At 61.0% G+C, this 21399-nt stretch carries 19 protein-coding genes, 3 tRNA genes and 1 pseudogene; 5 read left to right on the top strand and 18 right to left on the bottom strand.

Going from position 1 to position 21399, the window contains the following annotated elements:
• Positions 1–4: 4 nt before the first annotated feature.
• The 5 genes from CE491_RS22870 to CE491_RS22895 all read left to right on the top strand — a co-directional run bounded on the left by CE491_RS22870 (position 5) and on the right by CE491_RS22895 (position 4742).
• Positions 5–715: a 3-oxoacid CoA-transferase subunit B gene (locus tag CE491_RS22870; protein WP_110950606.1), complete on the top strand. Its 711-nt coding sequence runs from the start codon at positions 5–7 to the stop codon at positions 713–715.
• A complete protein-coding gene (locus CE491_RS22875; RefSeq protein WP_110950607.1) occupies positions 712–1596 on the top strand; it encodes an acyl-CoA thioesterase in 885 nt (294 codons plus the stop codon). The genes CE491_RS22870 and CE491_RS22875 overlap by 4 nt, the downstream gene beginning before the upstream one ends.
• A 188-nt stretch (positions 1597–1784) precedes the next feature.
• The gene (locus tag CE491_RS22880; RefSeq protein WP_110950608.1) at positions 1785–3071 is read left to right on the top strand and encodes an MFS transporter; all 1287 of its coding nucleotides are present in this window, start codon (positions 1785–1787) and stop codon (positions 3069–3071) included.
• A gap of 33 nt (positions 3072–3104) precedes the next feature.
• Positions 3105–3383, top strand: coding sequence for a muconolactone Delta-isomerase (gene catC, locus CE491_RS22885; RefSeq protein ID WP_110950609.1), 279 nt, complete (start codon positions 3105–3107; stop codon positions 3381–3383).
• Between the two features lie 93 nt (positions 3384–3476).
• On the top strand, positions 3477–4742 hold the full coding sequence (locus CE491_RS22895) for an acetyl-CoA hydrolase/transferase family protein (RefSeq protein WP_110950610.1): 1266 nt from the start codon (positions 3477–3479) through the stop codon (positions 4740–4742).
• A 459-nt stretch (positions 4743–5201) separates the two neighbouring features.
• Here the strand turns inward: CE491_RS22895 and CE491_RS22905 are convergent, their stop codons facing one another.
• From CE491_RS22905 to CE491_RS22990, 18 genes and pseudogenes are all read right to left on the bottom strand, one after another.
• Positions 5202–5543: a type 2 periplasmic-binding domain-containing protein gene (locus CE491_RS22905; protein WP_110950612.1), complete on the bottom strand. Its 342-nt coding sequence runs from the start codon at positions 5541–5543 to the stop codon at positions 5202–5204.
• Positions 5525–6037, bottom strand: coding sequence for a LysR family transcriptional regulator (locus CE491_RS22910; protein WP_324881702.1), 513 nt, complete (start codon positions 6035–6037; stop codon positions 5525–5527). The genes CE491_RS22905 and CE491_RS22910 overlap by 19 nt, the downstream gene beginning before the upstream one ends.
• Before the next feature lie 84 nt (positions 6038–6121).
• Positions 6122–6198 (bottom strand) — tRNA-Asp (locus CE491_RS22915).
• 129 nt (positions 6199–6327) lie between these two features.
• Positions 6328–6404, bottom strand: a tRNA-Asp gene (locus CE491_RS22920).
• Between the two features lie 73 nt (positions 6405–6477).
• A tRNA-Val gene (locus CE491_RS22925) sits at positions 6478–6553 on the bottom strand.
• 188 nt (positions 6554–6741) lie between these two features.
• A complete protein-coding gene (locus CE491_RS22930; RefSeq protein ID WP_110950614.1) occupies positions 6742–7506 on the bottom strand; it encodes an SDR family oxidoreductase in 765 nt (254 codons plus the stop codon).
• A 24-nt stretch (positions 7507–7530) separates the two neighbouring features.
• Positions 7531–8742 (bottom strand): O-succinylhomoserine sulfhydrylase, encoded by a 1212-nt coding sequence (locus CE491_RS22935; RefSeq protein WP_110950615.1) that lies wholly within the window; start codon positions 8740–8742, stop codon positions 7531–7533.
• Positions 8743–8763: 21 nt separating this feature from the next.
• Entirely contained in the window at positions 8764–10272 is a 1509-nt protein-coding gene (gene purF / locus CE491_RS22940; protein WP_110950616.1) for an amidophosphoribosyltransferase, read from the bottom strand.
• 12 nt (positions 10273–10284) lie between these two features.
• The gene (locus CE491_RS22945; protein WP_110950617.1) at positions 10285–10872 is read right to left on the bottom strand and encodes a CvpA family protein; all 588 of its coding nucleotides are present in this window, start codon (positions 10870–10872) and stop codon (positions 10285–10287) included.
• A gap of 203 nt (positions 10873–11075) precedes the next feature.
• The gene (locus CE491_RS22950; RefSeq protein WP_110950618.1) at positions 11076–11774 is read right to left on the bottom strand and encodes an SPOR domain-containing protein; all 699 of its coding nucleotides are present in this window, start codon (positions 11772–11774) and stop codon (positions 11076–11078) included.
• Positions 11758–13064 (bottom strand): annotated as a pseudogene (gene folC / locus CE491_RS22955) (bifunctional tetrahydrofolate synthase/dihydrofolate synthase). The gene CE491_RS22950 and the pseudogene folC overlap by 17 nt, the downstream one beginning before the upstream one ends.
• Positions 13061–13981 (bottom strand): acetyl-CoA carboxylase, carboxyltransferase subunit beta, encoded by a 921-nt coding sequence (gene accD / locus CE491_RS22960; protein WP_110950620.1) that lies wholly within the window; start codon positions 13979–13981, stop codon positions 13061–13063. The pseudogene folC and the gene accD overlap by 4 nt, the downstream one beginning before the upstream one ends.
• 296 nt (positions 13982–14277) lie before the next feature.
• Positions 14278–14898, bottom strand: coding sequence for a phosphoribosylanthranilate isomerase (locus CE491_RS22965; protein ID WP_110950621.1), 621 nt, complete (start codon positions 14896–14898; stop codon positions 14278–14280).
• Positions 14899–14957: 59 nt separating this feature from the next.
• Positions 14958–15782: a tRNA pseudouridine(38-40) synthase TruA gene (truA, locus tag CE491_RS22970; protein WP_110950643.1), complete on the bottom strand. Its 825-nt coding sequence runs from the start codon at positions 15780–15782 to the stop codon at positions 14958–14960.
• 319 nt (positions 15783–16101) lie between these two features.
• Positions 16102–18876 (bottom strand): FimV/HubP family polar landmark protein, encoded by a 2775-nt coding sequence (locus CE491_RS22975; RefSeq protein WP_110950622.1) that lies wholly within the window; start codon positions 18874–18876, stop codon positions 16102–16104.
• Between the two features lie 116 nt (positions 18877–18992).
• Positions 18993–20003, bottom strand: a complete 1011-nt coding sequence (locus CE491_RS22980; RefSeq protein WP_110950623.1) for an aspartate-semialdehyde dehydrogenase — start codon at positions 20001–20003, stop codon at positions 18993–18995.
• A gap of 99 nt (positions 20004–20102) precedes the next feature.
• Positions 20103–20666 carry a DUF1285 domain-containing protein gene (locus CE491_RS22985; protein ID WP_110950624.1) on the bottom strand — a complete coding sequence of 188 codons (564 nt, stop codon included), beginning with the start codon at positions 20664–20666 and terminating at the stop codon, positions 20103–20105.
• A gap of 10 nt (positions 20667–20676) precedes the next feature.
• Entirely contained in the window at positions 20677–21282 is a 606-nt protein-coding gene (locus tag CE491_RS22990) for a DUF4823 domain-containing protein (protein ID WP_110950625.1), read from the bottom strand.
• Positions 21283–21399 lie beyond the last annotated feature (117 nt).

The following is a 21399-nucleotide window of genomic DNA, read 5'->3' on the forward strand; positions in this document are numbered from 1 at the left end:
GTTTATGGATAACAACGTACGCATTGCCATGGCCCAGCGGGTCGCGCGTGATATCCCGGAAGGTTCCTATGTCAATCTCGGCATCGGTGTGCCGACGCTGGTCGCCAATCACCTGCCACGGGACAAGGATTATTTTCTGCACAGCGAAAACGGGGTGCTGGGACGCTGGCAGGCAGCCGCTGCCGGTGAGGAAGACTGGGACATGATCAATGCCGGCAAGGAGCCCATCGAACTCGCCCCCGGCGCGGCTTTTTTTCATCACGCCGATTCGTTCGGCATCATGCGCGGCGGTCACCTGGACATCTGCGTGCTGGGCGCTTTTCAGGTATCGGCCACCGGCGATCTAGCCAACTGGCACACCGGGGCACCCGACGCCATTCCTGCGGTCGGAGGCGCGATGGACCTGGCCATCGGTGCCAAGCGGGTCTTCGTCTTGATGGAGCATCTGGGCAAGGATGGGCGCAGCAAATTATTGCCGGCCTGCACCTACCCAGTGACTGGACTGTCCTGTGTCAGCCGTGTCTACACCGAGCTTGCAACGATGGACATCACGCCCAATGGGGTGAAAGTCATCGAGCTGATCGGCGACGTAACCGCCGAACATTTGCAGGAAATAACCAGCGTGCCACTGGATTTTTCCGCGCTGGTCTCTGCGCCTGTACCACGCAGCGGAAAGTCCGCAGAAACCGATACGCTGGCGGCCGTGGACCGATGAACAGCGACTGGAGCTGGGACCAGCGGGACCTGACCGAGCTCCTTACGCTGGAGCCTCGTGGACAGCATGGGTGGCGCAGTTGCGTCTGCGATACCAACGCCAATGGCAGGGTGTATGGCGGTCAATTGCTCGGCCAGGCGCTGTGGGCGGCAGGGCAAACGGCTCAAGGACGTACGCCCGGCATGTTGCAGATGACCTTCTTGCATGGCGCCCGCCCGCAGGAGGCCATTGAGTACAGCGTCGAACCCCTGCAGGACGGCCGCCGCTTTTCCACTCGTCACGTCTATGGCGTGCAGGGCACAGGATTGGTCTTCAGCGCCAATGCCAGCTTTCAGGTGGCGCAGGCCGATGCGGAAGATCCGCATCGCTTGCAGCATGAGGTTCCCGCGCCGGAAAACCTGCCGACCCTGGCCGAGCTGTCCCAGCGCTATCGGTACGACAGTGAAGCGGTGCAATTGCGTTTCAGCGCCAGGCCCGTGCTGGATATTCGGCCGGTCCATCCCGAAGGCTATTTCGAACATCCGGCACAGCAGCGAGAGGTCTGTTACTGGGTGCGTTTGAATCAGGCGTTGCCGACCGAGGGTTTCCTGCATTACGCGGCCCTGGCCTATCTTTCCGACAGTTGGCTGAATGCGAGTCTGGCGCCACGCCAAGGCATGCTGGAGCTGTGGCAGAACTACTACGTCAGCAATCTTAACCACACGTTGTGGTTCCACCGCCCGGTCATCAACGTCAACGAATGGCTGCTGTTCGTCAACGAAGCGGTTCGCGGCCTCTCGGGACGTGGCCTGGCGACCACCAAAATCTACCAGCGCGATGGCCGACTGGTCGCCAGCATGGCTCAGGATCTACTCATTACACCGCGCACCTCCGGGCTTTAGTCAGGCTGGAAGGCCGCCTTTTGCAATGGCAAATGGGCGCCAGGAACAAAGTGCCGCATGCTCTGGATCATGGCCTTGCACATTGCCGGTCGTGAAAACCGCTTGCGCTGCCCGGCGGCGCAAAGGTCCAGACCAGACCGGCATCAGGGTCACTCCAATAACAATAATCAACACAGAAGGGCAGAGACATGTTCGAGTGGTATAAAACCGGCTCCCCTCAAGAGCGCAAGACTTTCTGGGCCTGCTTTTCCGGATGGGCGCTGGATACTTACGACGCGCAAATGTTCAGCTTTCTGTTGCCCACGTTGATGGCTATCTGGCAGATATCAAAGGGCGAAGCCGGCATTCTTGGCACTGTAGCCCTGCTCTCGGCTTCGCTGGGTGGCTGGATCGCCGGTATTCTCAGCGACCGCTACGGCCGCGTGCGGATCCTGATTTTCACTATTTGCTGGTTCACCCTGTTCGGCGCGCTGGCCGGCTTCACCCAGAGCTTCGAACAAATGCTGGTGGTGCGTACCCTGCAGGGCCTTGGTTTTGGTGGCGAGTGGGCGGTCGGCGCGGCGCTGATGGCTGAGATCATTCGCCCCGAGCACCGGGGCAAGGCAATGGGCTTCGTGCAAAGCGGCTTTTCCATTGGATGGGCCCTGTCCGCCGTGGTCATGACGGCTCTGCTCGCCTACCTGCCGGCCGAAACCGCATGGCGTGTCGCATTCTGGGTCGGGATCATTCCGGCGTCGTTCGTGCTGTTCATCCGCCGCAACGTCAAGGACGCTCAGATATTCAAGGAAGCCCGCGCGAAAACGGAAGAGAAAGCCTCATTGCTGTCGGCCTTCCGCCCTTCAGTCATTCGCCTCACGCTACTGGGGGCCATGTTGGTGACCGGCCTACAGGCCGCGGCCTACACCATCATGGCCTGGCTACCCACCTTGATGGTCCAGGTACGCGGACTCAAGCCGGGACCGGTGGTCGTGACCATGCTGATCATGTGCGCAGGTGCCTTCGCAGGCTTCGTGCTCACGTCCTATTTGGCTGACCGTTACGGTCGTCGTCCGGCGCTGTTGGTGTTCTGCGTTGGCGCGTGGATCTTCACCGTCGCCTACATGCTGGTGCCGATGAGCCCGACCCTGCTGATGCTGATGAGCTTCCCGGTCGGCGCCTTCGCCACCGGCATCTTCGCGGTCCTGGGTCCGTTTCTCAGTGAGCTGTTCCCGACCCATATTCGCACCACCTGCATGGGTTTCTCCTACAACCTGGGTAAATCCCTGGGCGCATTGTCCATCGCCGGCGTCGGCGTGCTATCAGAGCGTTTCGGCCTGGCGCAGGCTATTGGCGGTTTTTGCCTGGTTGCCTACGCCCTGTCGATTATCGCTGTCTGGTTGCTGCCCGAAACCCGAGGCGTGCGGTTGGAAGAGGTAGACGCAAGATTAGGGACTGAGCCGGAAAATGATGCCGTGCGAGTTTCCGTCACCCACTGAGGAATCACTCAGTAAACGCCTGGAGTAGAACTGATGCTTTATCACGTAAAAATGGACGTCAACATCCCCCGCGATATCCCCGCGGACAAAGTTGAGGCGATCAAGGCTGCAGAGAAAAAACGCGCAATCGAGTTGCAGCAAGCGGGGAAATGGCCCCATTTGTGGCGCATCGTCGGACAGTACTCGAACATCAGCATTCTCGATGTGGAAAGTAACGACGAGCTCCACGATCTGTTGTCGAGCCTGCCGCTGTTCCCGTTCATGACGATCCAGGTCACACCGTTGGCCAAGCATCCTTCTTCGATCGTCTGAAGATCGCGGCGGCTCACCGCCGCCGCTCCCCTGCCCTGCTCTACCCTCGGCCAGCCAACCTGGGCCGACGGGCACTGTCGTCGAGAATTTCTCATGCCCCAGCTCTTGCATGCCGAATCGTTGAATCTGGCCGCCCTGATCCGTCCCGGCGATACCGTGATGTGGGGGCAGGCCAACGCCGAGCCATTGCCGCTGACTCAAGCGTTGATGGCCCAACGTGAAAATATCGGCCGATTCAGGGTAATGCTCGGCATCAGCAACAGCCATACCTGTCGGCCAGAACACAGCGACTGTGTCGAGTTCATGTCCTACTGCGGCGCTGGCAGCAACCGCGAGCTGGCCAACGCCGGTGTGCTGGAAATTCTGCCGAGTCACTATTCCGACTTGCCAGCACTGATTACCAGCGGCGCAATGCGTATCGATGTGGTAATGGTGCAGGTGGCGCCCGCCGATGCCGAGGGCCGTTACAGCCTGAGCATCGCCTGTGAATACCTGCTCCCTGCGCTGGAACATGCACGCGTCATCATTGCCGAGGTCAACCAGCAGGCCCCGTGGACCTACACAGAGCGCAGCCTGCGCGCAGAGGACCTGCACGCCATCGTGTATACCGATCGTGCGCCGATGGAAAACCCGGCCAGTCGGGTTCGCCAAAGCGACCAACTGATTGCCGGGCACATCGCCAACCTCATCGAAGATGGCTCGACGCTGCAGATGGGCATCGGCGCGATTCCCGACGCGGTTTTGCATGCCTTGGGCGAGCACCGCGATTTGGGGGTGCACTCCGGGAGTCTGGGCGACGGTGTCGTGAGCCTGATGCAAAACGGCGTTATCAACAATTGTCGCAAGACAACGGATCGGGGCATCAGCATTGGCGGCATTCTGATGGGCAGTCGGCGGCTGCATGACTTCGCCGCCCATAACCCTGCCATCCAGTTGCGCTCAACCCGTTATACCCACGACGCCCAGGTGTTGAGCGGCATCAATCGGCTGGTGGCGATCAACTCGGCGGTCGAGGTGGACCTTACCGGGCAGATCAACTCGGAGGTGGCCGCTGGCAGCTATATCGGCGCCGTGGGTGGCGCGCTGGACTTCATTCGTGGAGCGCAGCGCTCAAGGGGTGGCTTGCCCATCATCGCGCTGCCTTCAACCGCTGGCAGCCACAGCAGGATTGTCGCCAGGCTGAATGGGCCGGTGACCATCCCCCGCAGCGACGCTGGGATCATCGTGACCGAGTTCGGCGTGGCCGATCTGCGCGGCCTGACCTTGAAGCAACGGGTGCTCAGGATGCTTGATATCGTCCACCCGGAATGCCGGCCCGAGTTGCAGGCGCAACTGGCAGAGGATCATCGCAGTGACTGAGCGCGTAAGGCGTGGGCAGCGCCGGGTTCGGGCATCATGTCTTCCCCGCCCCTGCACAGCCGGGGCACTTTGGCTTGAGGCCCGCTGGGAAGATGACGTGAGCGTCGACCAGATTCCTCACTTCCTGCGGATCGAGGCCCGTGTACCTTCAGGTTCACGGTAGAACACCCCCTGAGTTGCTGGCTCAGGGCATGTCTTGCCAGACCGCATTGGTCAGGACGTGATGCCCCACAACGTGCTATGAGCTGCTAGCCCCTTAAGCTGTAACCGGATATGAAACAGGTGACCTGACGCCGGGGCATTGGCTAGCGTGTCCATGGCCACATCATGTCGCGTCGTCCAGACCCCGCCCTCTCGGTCCAGCACCAAACCACTCAGTCCGCCGGAACCCTTGGGCAACGTAGCAAAGCGGCGCACGTGCGCGCTGCCGGGCGGCATCAGTAACTGCCATTCATAGGGTCATGTTGCGTCGCAGTCATGGAACACTGCCTTGACGTCGATGAGGGTGTCGTGGCTGACGTGCGGATCTTGAATGTCGTACTTGTCGTGAACCCCGTTGACGTGCATGCGCTCGGTTATCTGCTTCGGGGTGCGGATGTTTTGCTGACAGTGGTGCAGGACCTCCCGGGTCGGCCCGGTCAATTCGGTGGCACCATGCCAGGCCATCACGGTGCGTGACGGCGTCATGCGGTCGGTCAGGGGTACCGTCACCACTTCTTTGCCGTCGAATGTCTGGGAGTTGACGGGTTCGGTGACCAATACAGAAATCCCCAGGCCATGCCCTACCAGCCCTCGCACCATGTCCAGCGACGGCGCCTTGCCAGACGGTGCCCCAGAGGCAATACGGCATGGGCGAACAGGTCGGGCAGTAGCGCCACATGCTCGATAATGCTGGGTAAGCCCTGGACGTAGCAGATCGCGATGTCATAAATGCCCGAACGCAGCCCTTCGATGATCCGCCCCTGCGAGCCAACGTGCAGACGAATGGAAACGTTGGGAAAACGTTGCTGGACCGAGGTGATCAGGTGCGGGGCATACGACGGGGCCAGGGCTTCGAAGCACGCCAGCGAAATCTCTCCGGCGATCAGGCTGGTCTCACCGAACGCCTTTTGCTCGAACTCACGCGAATGCCGCAACAGATTGGCGGCATGCACATAAAACCGGCGTCCGACCGCCGTGGGCGACATGCCAGAAGAGCGATGGCGCAGAAACAGCTTCATGCCGAAGTTGGTTTCAAGATCTTTTATCGCTACCGAAATCGAAGGTTGCGAGATATTGGAGGAAATGAATTTCAGCGGAGTTCAGAAACGAAAAAAGCGGCCAAAGGCCGCTTATTGCGTGGCTTCCAGGCGTTCAGTGGGCCTTGATGGAAGCAAATATGGCGCAGCGGACGGGACTCGAACCCGCGACCCCCGGCGTGACAGGCCGGTATTCTAACCGACTGAACTACCGCTGCGTGTCGCACAGACTTTCATCTGTTTAACTCTATTGAAACAAGCTTCGAGTGCCTGCTTCGTAAAACGCTAATTGATCGCTCGAGGCTTTCAATCTCAAACCAAGCCTATAAAGCCTGATCTGTAAAATATGGCGCAGCGGACGGGACTCGAACCCGCGACCCCCGGCGTGACAGGCCGGTATTCTAACCGACTGAACTACCGCTGCGCAGTGGTGGACTTTCGTCCTGCTGAATCTCAGTAGCCTTCAGCGTGCGTTACAACTTTGAGTCTCTCAACGATGGTGGGTGATGACGGGATCGAACCGCCGACCCTCTGCTTGTAAGGCAGATGCTCTCCCGGCTGAGCTAATCACCCTTTGCTTCGCTGAGGCCGCGAAATTTACGCAGGTGCCGAACCTAAGTCAATAGCCTGCTTGAATTTTTTTCTAAAAAAGCAGTTTCGGGCAGCAAGCTCCAGGCTGCAAGCCAGAAGCAAAAAAGCGAACCATCAGGCTCGCTCTCGCTTTTCACTTACGGCTTGCCGCTCGAAGCTCGCAGCCGCTCTCACTCGACGTAAATCATCTTCTTGCTCATGCCGCCGTCGACCACGAACTCCTGCCCGGTGACGAACCCGGCGTTCTTCGAAAGCAGCCACGCCACGGTCGCAGCGATGTCTTCCACCGTGCCCACCCTGCCCGCTGGATGCTGCGCGTGATCTGCATCGGACAGCGGTTCGGCACGACGCAGGGAAGGGTCTCGCGCGTCGATCCAGCCTGGGCTCACGGCATTGACCCGCACTTGCGGCCCCAGGCTCATCGCCAGCGCATGGGTCAACGCCAGAATCCCGCCTTTGCTCGCTGCGTAGGCCTCGGTATCAGGCTCGGACTGCCGCGCCCGGGTCGAACTCAGGTTGACGATGCTGCCACCGTGAGCACGCAGATACGGCGCGCAGTGTTTGGCCAGCAGCATGGGCCCGGTGAGATTGACCGCCAACACCCGGTTCCAGTGCGCCAGATCGAGGCTCTCGAGCACCGTATTACGAGGATCGGCCACAGCGGCGTTGCAGACCAGCGCGTCCAGGCGACCGAATATGCCGAGTATTTCGGCAACGCCACTGGCGACCTGCTGTTCACTGGACACGTCCATGGCGATGAACGAGGCGTTTTCGCCCAACACGTCGGCCACCGCCTCGCCGCGCTGCCGATCGACATCAGTCAGCACGACTTGCCAGCCTTCGGTGATCAGCCAGGCGGCGATGCCCAATCCGATACCCCGGGCAGCGCCGGTCACCAGCGCCACGCGGCCGTTGTGCACGCCGGCGGCTTCCATCACTAACTCAACCACAGACAGCCCTCACAGCGCCGCCAGGCCACGAGCCAGATCGGCCTTGAGATCCGCGACGTCTTCCAGCCCCACGGCAACCCGGATCAGACTGTCGCGAATGCCCGCTGCTTCACGCTCCTGCGGCGACAGACGCCCATGGGACGTCGTGCTCGGATGCGTGATGGTGGTCTTGGTGTCGCCCAGGTTGGCAGTAATCGAGATCAGTCGAGTGGCGTCGATGAAGCGCCATGCGCCATCCTTGCCGCCCTTGACCTCGAAGCTGACCACCGCACCGAAGGCCTTTTGCTGCCGCTTGGCCAGATCGTGCTGCGGATGGCTTTCGAGGCCGGCGTAATGCACTTTCTCGATCCCGTCCTGCTGCTCCAGCCACTGGGCCAGTTCAAGTGCGCTCTGACAATGGGCGCGCATGCGGATGTTCAGGGTCTCGAGGCCCTTGAGGAACAGCCAGGCGTTGAACGGACTGAGGCTGGGGCCCGCGGTGCGCAGGAAGCCGACGACTTCCTTCATCTGCTCGCTACGGCCGACCACCACGCCACCCATGGCGCGGCCCTGGCCATCGATGAACTTGGTCGCCGAATGCACGACCACGTCCGCCCCCATGCGCAGCGGCTGTTGCAGCGCCGGGGTGCAGAAGCAGTTATCGACGACCAGCATCGCGCCCTTGGCGTGAGCGATTTCGGCCAGGGCGGCGATGTCCACCAGCTCGGCCAGCGGATTGGAGGGCGACTCGACGAACAGCAATTTGGTATTGGGTTTGATCGCCGCGTCCCAGCCGGACAATTCCGCTAAGGGAACGTAGTCGACCTGCACGCCAAAACGCTTGAAGTACTTCTCGAACAGGCTGATGGTCGAGCCGAACACGCTTTTGGACACCAGCACGTGATCGCCGGCACTGCACAGGCTCATCACGGTCGCCAGGATCGCCGACATGCCGGTGGAGGTCGCCACGGCCTGCTCGCCGCCTTCCAGCGCCGCGATGCGCTCTTCGAACGAGTGCACCGTCGGGTTGGTGTAGCGCGAATAGACGTTACCCGGCTGCTCGCCGGCGAACGTCGCGGCCGCATCCGCAGCCGTGCGGAACACATAGCTGGAGGTGAAAAACAGTGGATCGCTGTGTTCGCTCTCCGGCGTACGGTGCTGACCGGCGCGCACGGCAAGGGTGTCGAAACCCACGCCTTCAAGATCGCTGTCCAGTCGACCGGCATCCCATTGCTGAGTCATGCCGCCTACTCCTTGTCTGAATTAGTTGTTGTACAGATCGATGATCGCACTGACTGCCTGAGTTTTGACCTTGGAGGCGTCGTTACGCGCCTGCTCGATCTTGTTCAGGTAGTGCTCGTCGATGTCACCGGTCACGTACTTGCCGTCGAAGACCGAGCAATCGAAGTTGTCGATCTTGATCTTTTTGCTGCCACTGACCGCTTCGATCAGGTCGTTGAGATCCTGATAGACCAGCCAGTCGGCACCGATGAGGTCGGCCACGTCCTGGGTGGAACGGTTGTGAGCGATCAGCTCGTGGGCACTCGGCATGTCGATGCCGTAGACGTTGGGGAAGCGTACGGCCGGGGCCGCGGAACAGAAATACACGTTCTTGGCGCCGGCTTCGCGGGCCATCTGGATGATCTGCTTGCAGGTGGTGCCGCGCACGATGGAGTCGTCGACCAGCATCACGTTCTTGCCACGGAACTCGAGCTCGATGGCGTTGAGCTTCTGGCGCACGGATTTTTTCCGCGCAGCCTGCCCCGGCATGATGAAGGTGCGGCCGATGTAGCGGTTCTTGACGAAACCTTCGCGGAACTTGACGCCCAGGTGGTTCGCCAGCTCGAGTGCGGCGGTGCGGCTGGTGTCGGGGATCGGGATGACCACGTCGATGTCGTGATCCGGACGCTCGCGCAGGATCTTGTCGGCCAGCTTCTCGCCCATGCGCAGACGCGCCTTGTACACCGAGATGCCGTCGATGATCGAGTCCGGACGCGCCAGGTAGACGTGTTCGAAGATGCACGGAGCGTATTTCGGGTTCGCGGCGCACTGACGGGTGTGCAGCTTGCCGTCTTCGGTGATGTACACCGCTTCACCCGGCGCGAGGTCGCGGATCAGGGTAAACCCCAGCACGTCCAGGGAAACGCTCTCGGAGGCAATCATGTACTCGACGCCTTCGTCGGTATGACGTTGGCCGAAAACGATCGGACGGATGGCATCCGGGTCGCGGAAACCGACGATGCCGTAACCGGTGATCATCGCCACCACCGCGTAACCACCACGGCAACGGTTATGCACGTCGGTGACGGCCGCGAAAATGTCTTCTTCGGTCGGCTGCAGCTTGCCGCGCACCGCAAGCTCGTGGGCGAAGACGTTGAGCAACACTTCCGAGTCGGAATTGGTGTTGACGTGGCGCAGGTCAGATTCGTAGATCTCCTTGGCCAGTTGCTCGACGTTGGTCAGGTTGCCGTTGTGGGCCAGGGTGATGCCGTAAGGCGAGTTCACGTAGAACGGCTGGGCTTCGGCCGAAGTCGAGCTGCCCGCGGTTGGATAACGCACGTGACCAATGCCCATGTGGCCGACCAGACGCTGCATATGGCGTTGATGGAACACATCACGAACCAGACCGTTGTCCTTGCGCAGGAACAACCGGCCGTCATGGCTGGTCACGATACCGGCAGCGTCCTGGCCGCGGTGCTGGAGGACGGTGAGCGCGTCATACAGCGCCTGATTGACGTTCGACTTGCCGACGATACCGACGATGCCACACATGCGACACAACCCCTACTTAGTGGAACTGGATTTACCGATCACATCCTGCGGCGTCACAGACGGCAGGAGATGATCCTTGAACGGGATATCAACAGGTACGCTGATCCCGCTGGCTAGCCACTTGCTGGACATCCCGAGAATCAGGTTTTTCGACCAGTCAGCGACCATTACGAACTGCGGCAGCAATCTGGACTCCTGCCACCATTGATCCTGTTGTACCGGGCCCAGACTCAACAGCCCTACCGCCACCACAACCAACAGGCCTCCGCGCGCAGCGCCGAAGACCATACCCAGAAAACGATCGGTCCCGGACAGTCCGGTGACGCGAATCAGTTCTCCGATAAGAAAGTTGACCATGGCGCCGACCAAAAGCGTTGCGACGAAAAGAATGGTGCAGCCCGCAATCACGCGCGCCGAAGGTGTTTCGATGTAGTTGACCAGATACTGGGCCAGCGAACCGCCAAACATCCAGGCGACGGCACCTGCGATGATCCAGGTCAGCAAGGACAGCGCCTCCTTGACGAAGCCGCGCTTGAGACTGATCAAAGCGGAGATGGCGACAATCGCAATGATCGCCCAGTCAACCGGAGTAAATGACACGTTGCAGCCTACAGACTGATAAGGCGGCGCATTTTAGCAGAGCGCTCGCCCGGCGGTAAGCAGGGATTGTACGTGGGGGGTAATTAAGGCGAACGATTGGACTTCGGCACCAGCAGTCGCCTTTAAGGTGGGCCTGTAGGCGTCGGCTTGCTGGCGAATGCGTCCGCCAGCAGCCAGCTCCTGCAGGAGGGAATTACCTGCCTTTACCTGTGCTCAGGCACGAAGCGCACGACGATGCCCTTGAGCTTCTGTTGCTTGTCGAGCTGATCGCGCAGACGGTCGGCTTCGGCACGCTCGATCAACGGGCCGACGAATATCCGGTTCACGCCATCCGAAGTTCGGATATAGGCGTTGTAACCCTGGGTACGCAGGGTTTTCTGCAGACCGTCCGCATTGGCACGGTTCGACAGACTGGCCACTTGCACGGCCCAGGTGATCGACAGGCCATTGGCGTCGACCCGGTTGGTGTCAGGGGCCAGTGCCGGCGGCGCGGCGGATGCCGGAGCGCTTGCCGGTTTTGCTGGAGCTTGCGTAGGCGCAGCAGCCGCAGGTTTAGCTGGAGCCGGTGCTGCCTTGGCCTGTGGCGTGGAAGCTGCGGGTTTGCCTGGAGCAGGCGCTATCGGCATCGAAGGCGATGGCTGATTGATCGGTTGAGCCGGCTGCGCCAGTTCTTCGTCGGTGGGGATCGGCTCCTGCGGCAGCGGTTGCTGCTCGGGAACCGCCACCGGGTCGACCTTGATCTGTGAAACGGCGGGCGCCTGGGGCGCGGCAGGCGCATCCACCTGTACATGGCGTGCTTCGTCCTGACGCGAGAACAGCATCGGCAGGAAGATCACCGCAATGGCGATCAGTACCAGGGCACCGACCATCCGCTGCTTGTACGCCTTATCCAGCAAAGCCATGTGTCACTTCCTCCGTGACGCGCCAGCAAGCCATTCCAGGGCCTCGGCTACGCAATAAAAAGACCCGAACAGGACGATTTCGTCGTCGGCTGTCGCCTGGGCGCATTGAGCTTCGAGCGCCAGCGCGACACTGGGGTAGGACGTCACGACGGCGCCAAGGTTCTGCAAGGCCAGGGCAATCTGCTCCCCGGAACGACTGCGCGGGGTCGGCAACGGCGCAACCGCCCAGCTGCCGAAACAGCCTTGCAGCTCGCCCAGCACCCCTTCCAGATCCTTGTCATTGAGTAAACCGAACACCGCCAGCCGTCGTCCGCTGACCGGGCGCTGCTTCAGGCGCTGGGCCAGGAACACCGCCGCGTGGGGGTTATGCCCCACATCCAGCAGGATGCGCAGTTGCTTGCCCTGCCATTGGAAGGATCGGCGATCCAGGCGCCCGGTCACTCGCGTACCCAGCAAGGCCTGGCGCAGCGATGCTTGCTGCCAGGGCAGATCGAGCAGAAGGTAGGCTTGAAGAGCCAGTGCCGCGTTCTGCATTGGCAGATCCAGCAACGGCAGATCATGCAATTCGATACGGTGGCCGCTGGTATCAGTGCCGAACCAGTTCCAGCTCGTCGCCCCCACGCTCAGATCGAAATCGGAACCGCGCAACGACAGCGGGCAATGCAACGCGTGAGCCTGATCCAGTAGAGGTCGCGGCGGATCGACATCGCCACACAGCGCCGGACGCCCCTCGCGGAAAATCCCGGCCTTTTCGAACGCGACCGATCCACGAGTGTTGCCGAGCCATTCGGCGTGATCGACACCAATGTTGGTGACCAGCGCCATGTCGGCATCGATCAGGTTTACCGCATCCAGACGTCCGCCGAGGCCGACTTCCAGCACCACCGCGTCCAGCTCAGCCTGCTCGAACAGCCAGAACGCCGCCAGCGTGCCCATTTCGAAGTAAGTCAGGGAAATGCCGCCACGGGCTTTCTCGATGACCTCGAAAGCCTCGCACAGCTGCTCATCGGTGGCTTCGACGCCTTGCACCTGCACCCGCTCGTTGTAACGGATCAGATGCGGCGAACTGTAGACGCCGACCTTGAGGCCCTGGGCCTGCAGCAATGTAGCCACAAAGGCGCAGGTAGAGCCCTTGCCGTTGGTGCCGGTGACCGTAATCACGCGCGGCGCAGGGCGGCTCAGACCAATCTGCAGCGCCACCTGTCGCGACCGATCCAGCCCCATGTCGATGGCCGAAGGATGCAGTTGCTCCAGATAGCTGAGCCAGTCGCTCAGAGAGCGTGCGGTCATATGTTGGCCGGAGCGGGAGGAACCACGATCGGCTCGATTTTCGGCGCGACGAATTTAGGGGTTGGCAGGGCCATCATCTGTGCCAGCATGTTACCCAGGCGCTGACGCAGTTGCTGACGATGGATGATCATGTCGATCGCGCCGTGATCCAGCAGGAACTCGCTGCGCTGGAAGCCTTCCGGCAGTTTTTCACGCACGGTCTGCTCGATCACCCGCGGTCCGGCGAAGCCGATCAGGGCCTTTGGCTCGGCAACGATCACATCGCCCAGCATCGCCAGACTCGCCGAAACGCCGCCGTAGACCGGGTCGGTCAATACGGAAATGAACGGCAGACCTTCTTCACGCAGGCGCGCCAGCACGGCCGAAGTCTTGGCCATCTGCATCAGCGAGATCAGCGCTTCCTGCATGCGCGCACCGCCGGAAGCTGCGAAGCAGATCATCGGGCAGCGTTTTTCCAGCGCGTAGTTGGCCGCCTGCACGAACCGCTCGCCAACGATGGCGCCCATGGACCCCCCCATGAACGAGAATTCGAACGCGCTGCATACCACCGGCATGCCCAGCAGCGTGCCACTCATGGAGATCAAGGCGTCTTTCTCGCCGGTCTGCTTCTGGGCAGCGGTCAGGCGATCCTTGTACTTCTTGCTGTCGCGGAATTTCAGGCGGTCGACCGGCTCCAGGTCGGCCCCGATTTCCTGACGACCTTCAGGATCGAGGAAGATGTTTAGACGCGCGCGGGCGTCGATACGCATGTGGTGGTTGCACTTGGGACAGACGTCCAGGGTCTTTTCCAGCTCTGGACGATAAAGGACTGCCTCGCAGGAAGGGCACTTGTGCCAGAGGCCTTCAGGTACCGAGCTTTTCTTGACCTCGGAACGCATGATCGAAGGGATCAGTTTGTCTACCAACCAGTTGCTCATGCTTTCTTTCTCCAGTACCGGTGGCCACCACGCGCGGCAATCGATGCCACGCGCATGCCCTTAAACTAAATTCATGTGCAATATCGCAAGCTGCCTGCAACGATCGGCGCCAACGCCTGACCTGCTGTCCTGGCAATTTCGACACTGCCCTCAACTTCTTTGCCGCGAGACGCACCTGCGTCTTCGCCTGTTCAATTTTGGCGATTCACAAACCTGCAAAACGCAGTCGCAGGCTAGTGGACGGCGACCGCCTGTCTGCCGTCACATCGAAGACCGATGCAGCCGGAAAAATACCCTCAGACCCCGTGCACCGCACTCATGAACGCACGGATCTTGTCGTGATCCTTGAGCCCTTTCGACTTCTCCACTCCGCCGCTGACATCCACTGCATAGGGGCGAACCTGTGCGATGGCCTGGGACACGTTAGCCGACGTGAGGCCGCCAGCCAGAATGATCGGCTTGCTCAGCTGTTTTGGAATCAGGGCCCAATCGAAAGTTTCACCCGTACCGCCCGGTATACCCGCTACGTAGGTATCGAGCAGGATGCCGCAGGCTCTGTCGTACAAGGCGCAACTGGCGGCGATGTCGTCACCGGCCTGTACGCGCAGTGCCTTGATCCATGGGCGCTGATAGCCCTCGCACAGTTCCGGGGTTTCGTCGCCATGGAACTGGATCAGGTCCAGCGGCACGACACCGAGCAGTGCCTTGAGCGCTTCCCGCTCGGCGTTGACGAACAGCCCGACAGTGCTCACGAAAGGTGGCAACTGAGCAATGATCGCCTGGGCCTGTTCGATGGTGACCGCGCGTGGACTCTTGGGGTAGAACACGAAACCGATGGCGTCGGCTCCCGCATCGACAGCGGCCAGCGCGTCCTCTATGCGGGTAATCCCGCAGATCTTGCTGCGAACGGCTGACATGTAGTGAATACCTCAAGCCTGGCGAAAGTCACAGATGGTAGCAAATGCTGCTCCGGGCGTCAGCCGCCAAGTTCCGTGAAGCCCGTAAGAAAATGCGGCCCGATGTAACGCTCCGGCAACGGAAATTCATCGCGGTATTCGACCTGCACCAGGTACAGGCCAAACGGGTGCGCAGTCACCCCACCGGTGCGGCGAACCCGACTTTGCAGCACTTCGCTGGCCCATTCCACAGGCCGCTCCCCTGCCCCGATGGTCATCAACACACCGGCAATGTTGCGCACCATGTGGTGCAGGAAAGCGTTGGCGCGAATGTCGATGACGATCATCTTGCCGTGGCGGGTGACGCGCAGGTGGTGGAGCTGTTTGATCGGCGATTTGGCTTGGCACTGCCCGGCACGAAATGCGCTGAAGTCGTGGGTTCCGACCAGATACTCCGCCGCCAGGGCCATGCGCTCGACATCAAGTGGACGGTGATTCCAGGTGATTTCCTGGGCCAGATGCGCGGGACGAATCTGGTCGTTGTAGATCACGTAGCGGTAGCGCCGGGCTATGGCTTTGAAGCGCGCATGGAAATGCGCGGGCATGACCTTTGCCCAGGTCACACTGACGTCATGAGGCAGATTGATATTGGCACCCATGGTCCAGGCTTTCATGGTGCGAACAGCCTGGGTGTCGAAATGCACCACTTGGCCGCAGGCATGCACGCCCGCGTCGGTGCGTCCGGCGCACATCAGCGAAACCGGCGAGTCGGCGACTTTGGACAGGGCATTCTCCAGGGTTTCCTGAACCGTCAGCACCCCGGTGGACTGGCGCTGCCAGCCGCTGTAGCGCGAACCTTTATATTCCACGCCCAGTGCGATCCTGGAAAAACCTTCGGCGGCCATTTCGGCTGCCGCTGTCTCTGCCTCGGTGTCTGTGATTGCCAAGTGCTTAAAGCCTGTCGATGTGCGCAAGGGCGGCCATTATACGGATGACGCAAAAAGACGCCATTGACAGCGACTTTGAGCAAGCCGGGATAATCGGCTGCGTATCATGACTGTGGGAGTGAGCTTGCTCACGAAGAGGGCAGTACATTCATCTCAGATATAGCGTCTGAACGTCAGCCTTCGTGAGCAAGCTCACTCCCACAGAATCGAGCGAGTTACTGACGCAAACAAAAACGACCGTCGAAGCGGTCGTTGTCGACGCAGCATTAAGCCCGGTTCAAGCCAGTCGCGAGAGCATCTCGCGCGCTTCGGTCTTCTGCCCGTCGTCACCTTCTGCCACAACCTCGTCGAGAATGTCGCGGGCGCCATCGGCGTCGCCCATTTCGATGTAGGCGCGAGCCAGGTCCAGCTTGGTGGCCGCTTCGTCGGTACCCGACAGGAAGTCGAACTCCGGCTCATCGTCCGCCAACAAGGCGTCGTCTTCAGTGAAAGTCGGCCCGTCGTCGAAGGGCTTGGCGATCGGCGGCTGCTCCAGGCTTTGCGACAGACGTTCCAGCTCAGCATTCACATCGTCGATTTCGGATGCAAAGGCGTCGGAGGCCTGATCGGTTTCGATCTCATCGGCCAGGGACAGGTCGAAATCGGCGGGCAGCTCCAGCTCATCCTCATGAACAGGCTTGCCGGAACCCAAGTCCGCAGTCTGTTCGGAAGGTGGCAGATCACTCAGATCGTCCTCCAGCCCCAACAGATAATCGTCTTCAGCTTTGAGCGCTGGTTGATCTTCGGACAGATCCAGGTCGAAATCCGCCAGATCCTCCGGTTGAGCGGCCTTGGCCTCGGTCTGCTCGCGCAGGACGGCGTCGAAATCCAGATCATCGGCAGTCGCGCCACTGAATGGCGCATCCAAATCCAGATCGTCAAATCCGCCGTCGGTCTGTGATGCGCTGTGATCCTTCACGTCCGCTGGCGATGCAGCTTCCAGATCATCAAGACTCAGATCGAAAGCGGTGTCGAAGTCATCCGATTCCTCGGCAACAGGTTCAGCAGCAGGCTCAGGCGTGGCAACCGGCTCAGCCTCGGACTTGTCGGTCAGCAGGTCGTCAACGTACTTCGCATCCATTTGCGTTGCCAAAGCCGTCGCCGCCGCGACACCCGCTGCCGCCGCAGCAGCAGCTGCCATGGCCGGATAACGGGTTTTGAGCTGCTCGACTTCAGCGTGGTTCTTTCCCGTGGCCACCAGTTGCCGCTCCTGAGCGACGAAAGCCTCCTGGTTGCCTTGCTGGGCGTAGATATCCATGAGCTTGAGGCGCAGATCACTACGCTGAGGCTCTTCCTTGATGGCTTCTTCCAGCAACGCCACGGCCTGGTTGATGCGGCCATAGGCAATGTGGATTTCAGCCTGTACCAGCACGTCAGCCGGGCGTTCGCGGGTCGGCTCGATGATTACGGCCGACAGAGGTGCCGGCTTTACCGTCGGCGGAGGAACCTCCAGCCCCTCGAAACTGCTTGCGGGAAGATCCATGTCAGAGGCGAAGTCGGATTCTTCCGACAGCGCTCGAGCCATTTGCCGATGCCGTTCAGCCTCGAGGATCGCGTTGCGACGACGCACCAATAGCAGCACCAGCAACAACAGAACCAGCAGCGCGCCCCCACCGATCAACCCCAGGAGGGTGGGACTGGCGAGGATCTTGTCCAGCGTGCTCCGATTGTCCGGGCCGGCGGCAGCATCGGGCTGCACGGCCAGCGGCTGATCAGGAGTCGCCCCGGTGACCTTGGCGCCATCGACCGGCAGCGCATCCTCGGGAGCGATTTCATTCGGCGGCTTGCCGGCGGCATCCGGTGCAGCCGACGGCGGCACGATCTGCGCAGGCATCGCCGGGTTCGCGGCGTTGTTCGGGTTGGTCACGCTGTTCGGGCTGACGGTGCTGTTCGCATCATCGACCGGCGGCGGAACCGCGGCGCCCGCGGCCTGCATCTTGGCCAACTGATTGTTCTTCAGCTCGATCAGACGCTGCAGTTTATCCAGCTGACTTTGCAGATCGCCCATGCGGCTTTTCAGCTCGGCGTTATCGCGCCGGGTACTGTCCAGATTCTCTTGGGCCACCGCCAGCCTGTTGCTGAGTTCGGCGTCACCTGCGGCACCTTTGGCGCCCGGCTTATTGGCCGACACCAGACTCAGGTTGTCCTTGGCGTCGATTTGCGCAGGGGCGGCGCCAACGCGATCGCGACGGGTGGCATCGACCTGACGAGCGCCGCTCGGCAGGCGACGACCTTCACGCCAGGCGCGATTCTGCTCGGCCACCTCGGCCACTGCGCGAGGCTGCGGCGTGGCGCTGACTTCTTGCGGCGACGGCAGACGCAACACCTGCCCCTTCTTCAGACGGTTGATGTTGCCACCGATGAACGCATCCGGGTTGAGGGCCTGGATCGCCAGCATCGTCTGCTGAATCGTACCGCCGTTGCGCGCACGCTCGGCGATCTCCCACAGCGTGTCGTTGTTGGCGGTGGTGTATTGAGTGAACTTGGGTTCAGGCGGCGCAGCAGCCGGGGCCGGGGCGGCGGGCGCTTCGGCAGCGGGTGTCTGGGCTGGTGCGGCGGCCGGCGCGATCGACGGCAACTGCGCGGTGGCGGCAGCGGCGGCCTGCGGCGAGACCTTGGGCGGATCGAGCAACAGGCTGTATTCGCGCAGCACTCGACCGTTGGGCCAGAGCACCTGCACGAGGAATTTCACATAGGGATCGCGGACCGGTTTGCTGGAGGTAATGCGTAGAACGCTTTTGCCGCCGGGATTGACCACCGGGGTGAACGTCAAGTCGTCGAGGACGGCGGTGCGCCCAACGCCTGCCTGGGCGAACTCGGCAGAGCTGGCCAGACTGGGCACGACCTGCGCGGAATTGAGGTCCTGCACCTGCGTGAGTTCGATCTCGGCGAGCAGCGGCTGGTTCAGGCTAGACTTGACGGTCAAACCACCGAGGCCAAGCGCCTGTGCCATCCCCGATGACAGCGCCGAAGCTGCAGCGATTGCTAAAACCAGTTTACGAACCTGAACCATAGCCCATCCCTTGTTTAAAATTTCCCCGGCGACCGAGAAGATAAAGCCTGCTAGGGCGTAGGGCGTTTCGACACGCCGCAGCTAGAATGATTCTTTGAATTGTTGGCAAGTATCTTTTACGCAACATCTTTTATCAACAATTCAGCCACCTGCACAGCGTTCAACGCCGCGCCCTTGCGCACATTGTCCAACGTCACCCAGAAGTTCAGCTCGCAGGCGTCGTCGATACCGCTGCGCAAACGTCCTACATAGATAGCGTCCTGTCCTACTGCATCGCCCACCGGTGTTGGGTAATCCCCGGCGTCCACCAGATCGATTCCCTCCGCCGCATCCAACGCTTTAGCCACAGCGGCAAGGTCCACCGGGGCCGCCGTCTGCACCGATACGCTCAAGCTGTCGCCGAAGAACACCGGCACCTGGATGCAGCTCACGCCGACCTTGATTAAAGGCAGCGACAGCAACTCGCGCAACTCGCTGACCATACGTTTTTCCAGCGGCACATGCCCCTGCGCATCAGGCGTGCCCACTTGGGCGAGCACATTGAATGCCATCTGCCGGTCGAAGACGCGCGGTTCCAGAGGGCGCACGTTGAGCAGTTCGGCAGTCTGCCGCGCCAGCTCGGTCACACCCTCGCGGCCAACGCTCGAAACCGCCATGCACGCGGTAACGCTGACACGCTGCACGTCCAGCAGCCCGCGCAGGGGGCCGATGACCATGGCCAGCGCGGTTGCAGCCGGGCTTGGGCAGGCCACTTGCCAGGGTTTGGCAAGGCTGTTCAAGAGGGCGCCGTTGACCTCGGGAATGAGGTTGGGCGCCTGTTCGACGGGCAGCCCGCCGGACAGATCGATCACTGCGCAGCCCGCCGCTGTCGCACGCACGGCATAACTGCGCGTGACGGCGGGACCGGCTGCGAAGAAAGCGATCTGCACCTTGCCGAAATCGAACGCGTCGACCTCACGCACGCGCACGTTTTTGCCGCGATAAGCTACCGAATTGCCAGCGGATTCCGCGCTGGCGAGCAGGTGCAACTCGCCAACCGGGAAATCGCGCTCTTCAAGAATCTGGACGATGGTTTCGCCGACAGTACCGGTGGCGCCGATCACGGCGATATCAAAGGACTGGCTCATGCAAAAACCTCAGAAAAATCGGGGGGCGGCACTTTAACCGCGAGAAGAAAGCCAGGCAATTGACCTGGCAAAAACAGGTACGCGCGGTTGCGAACCGGGTCAGGGCTCAAGCCCTACGGGAAAGAATTCACCGTGGCTCCAGACACCCAGCCAGCGCTGGCCATCAATCTCGCGCGGAACCGCCAGATCGACCAGTTGATAGAAGACATTGCGATGAATCAGCGCCTCCAGATTGCTGCGCACATGAACGTAAGGCGCAGGTTCGTCGGTGGCGGGGTCGATGCTGATGCGCAAAGGATGCTCCGCGCTGGCTTCGACCACATCCTCAACATTGGTCGTGAAGCGAAGCACCTGGCACTCGCCCTCCCCTTCAACCTCCAGCAGCACCGCCACGAAGGGCGCGTCATCGACTGTGATGCCGACTTTTTCCACCGGGGTGATCAGAAAGTAATCATCACCGTCCCGACGAATGATGGTGGAGAACAGGCGCACCATCGGTTTGCGACCGATGGGTGTGCCCAGGTAGAACCAGGTACCGTCACGGGCGATACGCATGTCGATATCGCCGCAAAAATCAGGGTTCCACAGATGCACAGGTGGCAAACCCTTGCCGGTCTTGGGTAACTGCGCCAACAGGTCGCCGGCTTTTCCCGGACCACTCATACGCTACTCCTCAGCGGGCTGAGACGCCCAACAGACTACGAGCGTAATCCTCCATTGGCGGACCTAGCAAATCTTCGGGCTTGGTATCGTGCAGAGTCAGCAAGCCGCCGCGACTGTGAATGCGCGCGGTATCGATCAAATAACGAGTGTTGGTTTCAATCAGCATCAACTGAACGACACCACTGTCGATGCCAAGACGGTCGACGGCTTCCTGATCGGACCACTCGTCAAAATTGCCGATGCGGTCATCCGCCTTGGCGAAGCGTGTGTACAGCAGATAATGCGCGCCGGCGGCGCGGGCTTCGCTCATGGCCTCGTCCAGGCCTTCCGGCGCACGGGCGCGGCGGACCATGGGGAAATATTCGATGAAACCGTTGAAGGCCTCTTCGGCGACCACGTTGGGACGTGGATAAGCGCCACCCGGCGGAGCGAACGCGCCCTGAGCGATATAGATGAAGGAGTCCGGCTGCAGTCGGAAATTGTTGATCCGCCGCGTCGAGCTATGGTCCAGCAGACCCGCATCACTGAGCTCGTCATGCGCGCCCTGTGCCAGATCGCTGACGTGCATGCAGCCACTCAATGCCAAGAACGCCAGCAGTAAAACCAGGCTACGCATTATTTCCTCCAAAGTCCGGCGACGGAAAACCGGCGAATGGCCGTGTAATGCAGCTTTTGCGCCATGTCAGGAGAAGAGACGGACGGACGCGTTCGAGGCTTACCGAGCATCGATTCT

The sequence above is a fragment of the Pseudomonas bohemica genome, assembly GCF_002934685.1.
In the GTDB taxonomy this organism is placed as follows: domain Bacteria; phylum Pseudomonadota; class Gammaproteobacteria; order Pseudomonadales; family Pseudomonadaceae; genus Aquipseudomonas; species Aquipseudomonas bohemica.

Excerpts from the sequence above, each read along its gene's own strand:
- CE491_RS22870 (WP_110950606.1), top strand. The coding sequence starts at position 5 with ATGGATAACAACGTACGCATTGCCATGGCCCAGCGGGTCGCGCGTGAT.
- CE491_RS22875 (WP_110950607.1), top strand. The coding sequence starts at position 712 with ATGAACAGCGACTGGAGCTGGGACCAGCGGGACCTGACCGAGCTCCTT.
- CE491_RS22880 (WP_110950608.1), top strand. The coding sequence starts at position 1,785 with ATGTTCGAGTGGTATAAAACCGGCTCCCCTCAAGAGCGCAAGACTTTC.
- catC (WP_110950609.1), top strand. The coding sequence starts at position 3,105 with ATGCTTTATCACGTAAAAATGGACGTCAACATCCCCCGCGATATCCCC.
- CE491_RS22895 (WP_110950610.1), top strand. The coding sequence starts at position 3,477 with ATGCCCCAGCTCTTGCATGCCGAATCGTTGAATCTGGCCGCCCTGATC.
- CE491_RS22905 (WP_110950612.1), bottom strand. The coding sequence starts at position 5,543 with ATGGTGCGAGGGCTGGTAGGGCATGGCCTGGGGATTTCTGTATTGGTC.
- CE491_RS22930 (WP_110950614.1), bottom strand. The coding sequence starts at position 7,506 with ATGGAAGCCGCCGGCGTGCACAACGGCCGCGTGGCGCTGGTGACCGGC.
- CE491_RS22935 (WP_110950615.1), bottom strand. The coding sequence starts at position 8,742 with ATGACTCAGCAATGGGATGCCGGTCGACTGGACAGCGATCTTGAAGGC.
- purF (WP_110950616.1), bottom strand. The coding sequence starts at position 10,272 with ATGTGTGGCATCGTCGGTATCGTCGGCAAGTCGAACGTCAATCAGGCG.
- CE491_RS22950 (WP_110950618.1), bottom strand. The coding sequence starts at position 11,774 with ATGGCTTTGCTGGATAAGGCGTACAAGCAGCGGATGGTCGGTGCCCTG.
- accD (WP_110950620.1), bottom strand. The coding sequence starts at position 13,981 with ATGAGCAACTGGTTGGTAGACAAACTGATCCCTTCGATCATGCGTTCC.
- CE491_RS22965 (WP_110950621.1), bottom strand. The coding sequence starts at position 14,898 with ATGTCAGCCGTTCGCAGCAAGATCTGCGGGATTACCCGCATAGAGGAC.
- truA (WP_110950643.1), bottom strand. The coding sequence starts at position 15,782 with ATGGCCGCCGAAGGTTTTTCCAGGATCGCACTGGGCGTGGAATATAAA.
- CE491_RS22975 (WP_110950622.1), bottom strand. The coding sequence starts at position 18,876 with ATGGTTCAGGTTCGTAAACTGGTTTTAGCAATCGCTGCAGCTTCGGCG.
- CE491_RS22980 (WP_110950623.1), bottom strand. The coding sequence starts at position 20,003 with ATGAGCCAGTCCTTTGATATCGCCGTGATCGGCGCCACCGGTACTGTC.
- CE491_RS22985 (WP_110950624.1), bottom strand. The coding sequence starts at position 20,666 with ATGAGTGGTCCGGGAAAAGCCGGCGACCTGTTGGCGCAGTTACCCAAG.
- CE491_RS22990 (WP_110950625.1), bottom strand. The coding sequence starts at position 21,282 with ATGCGTAGCCTGGTTTTACTGCTGGCGTTCTTGGCATTGAGTGGCTGC.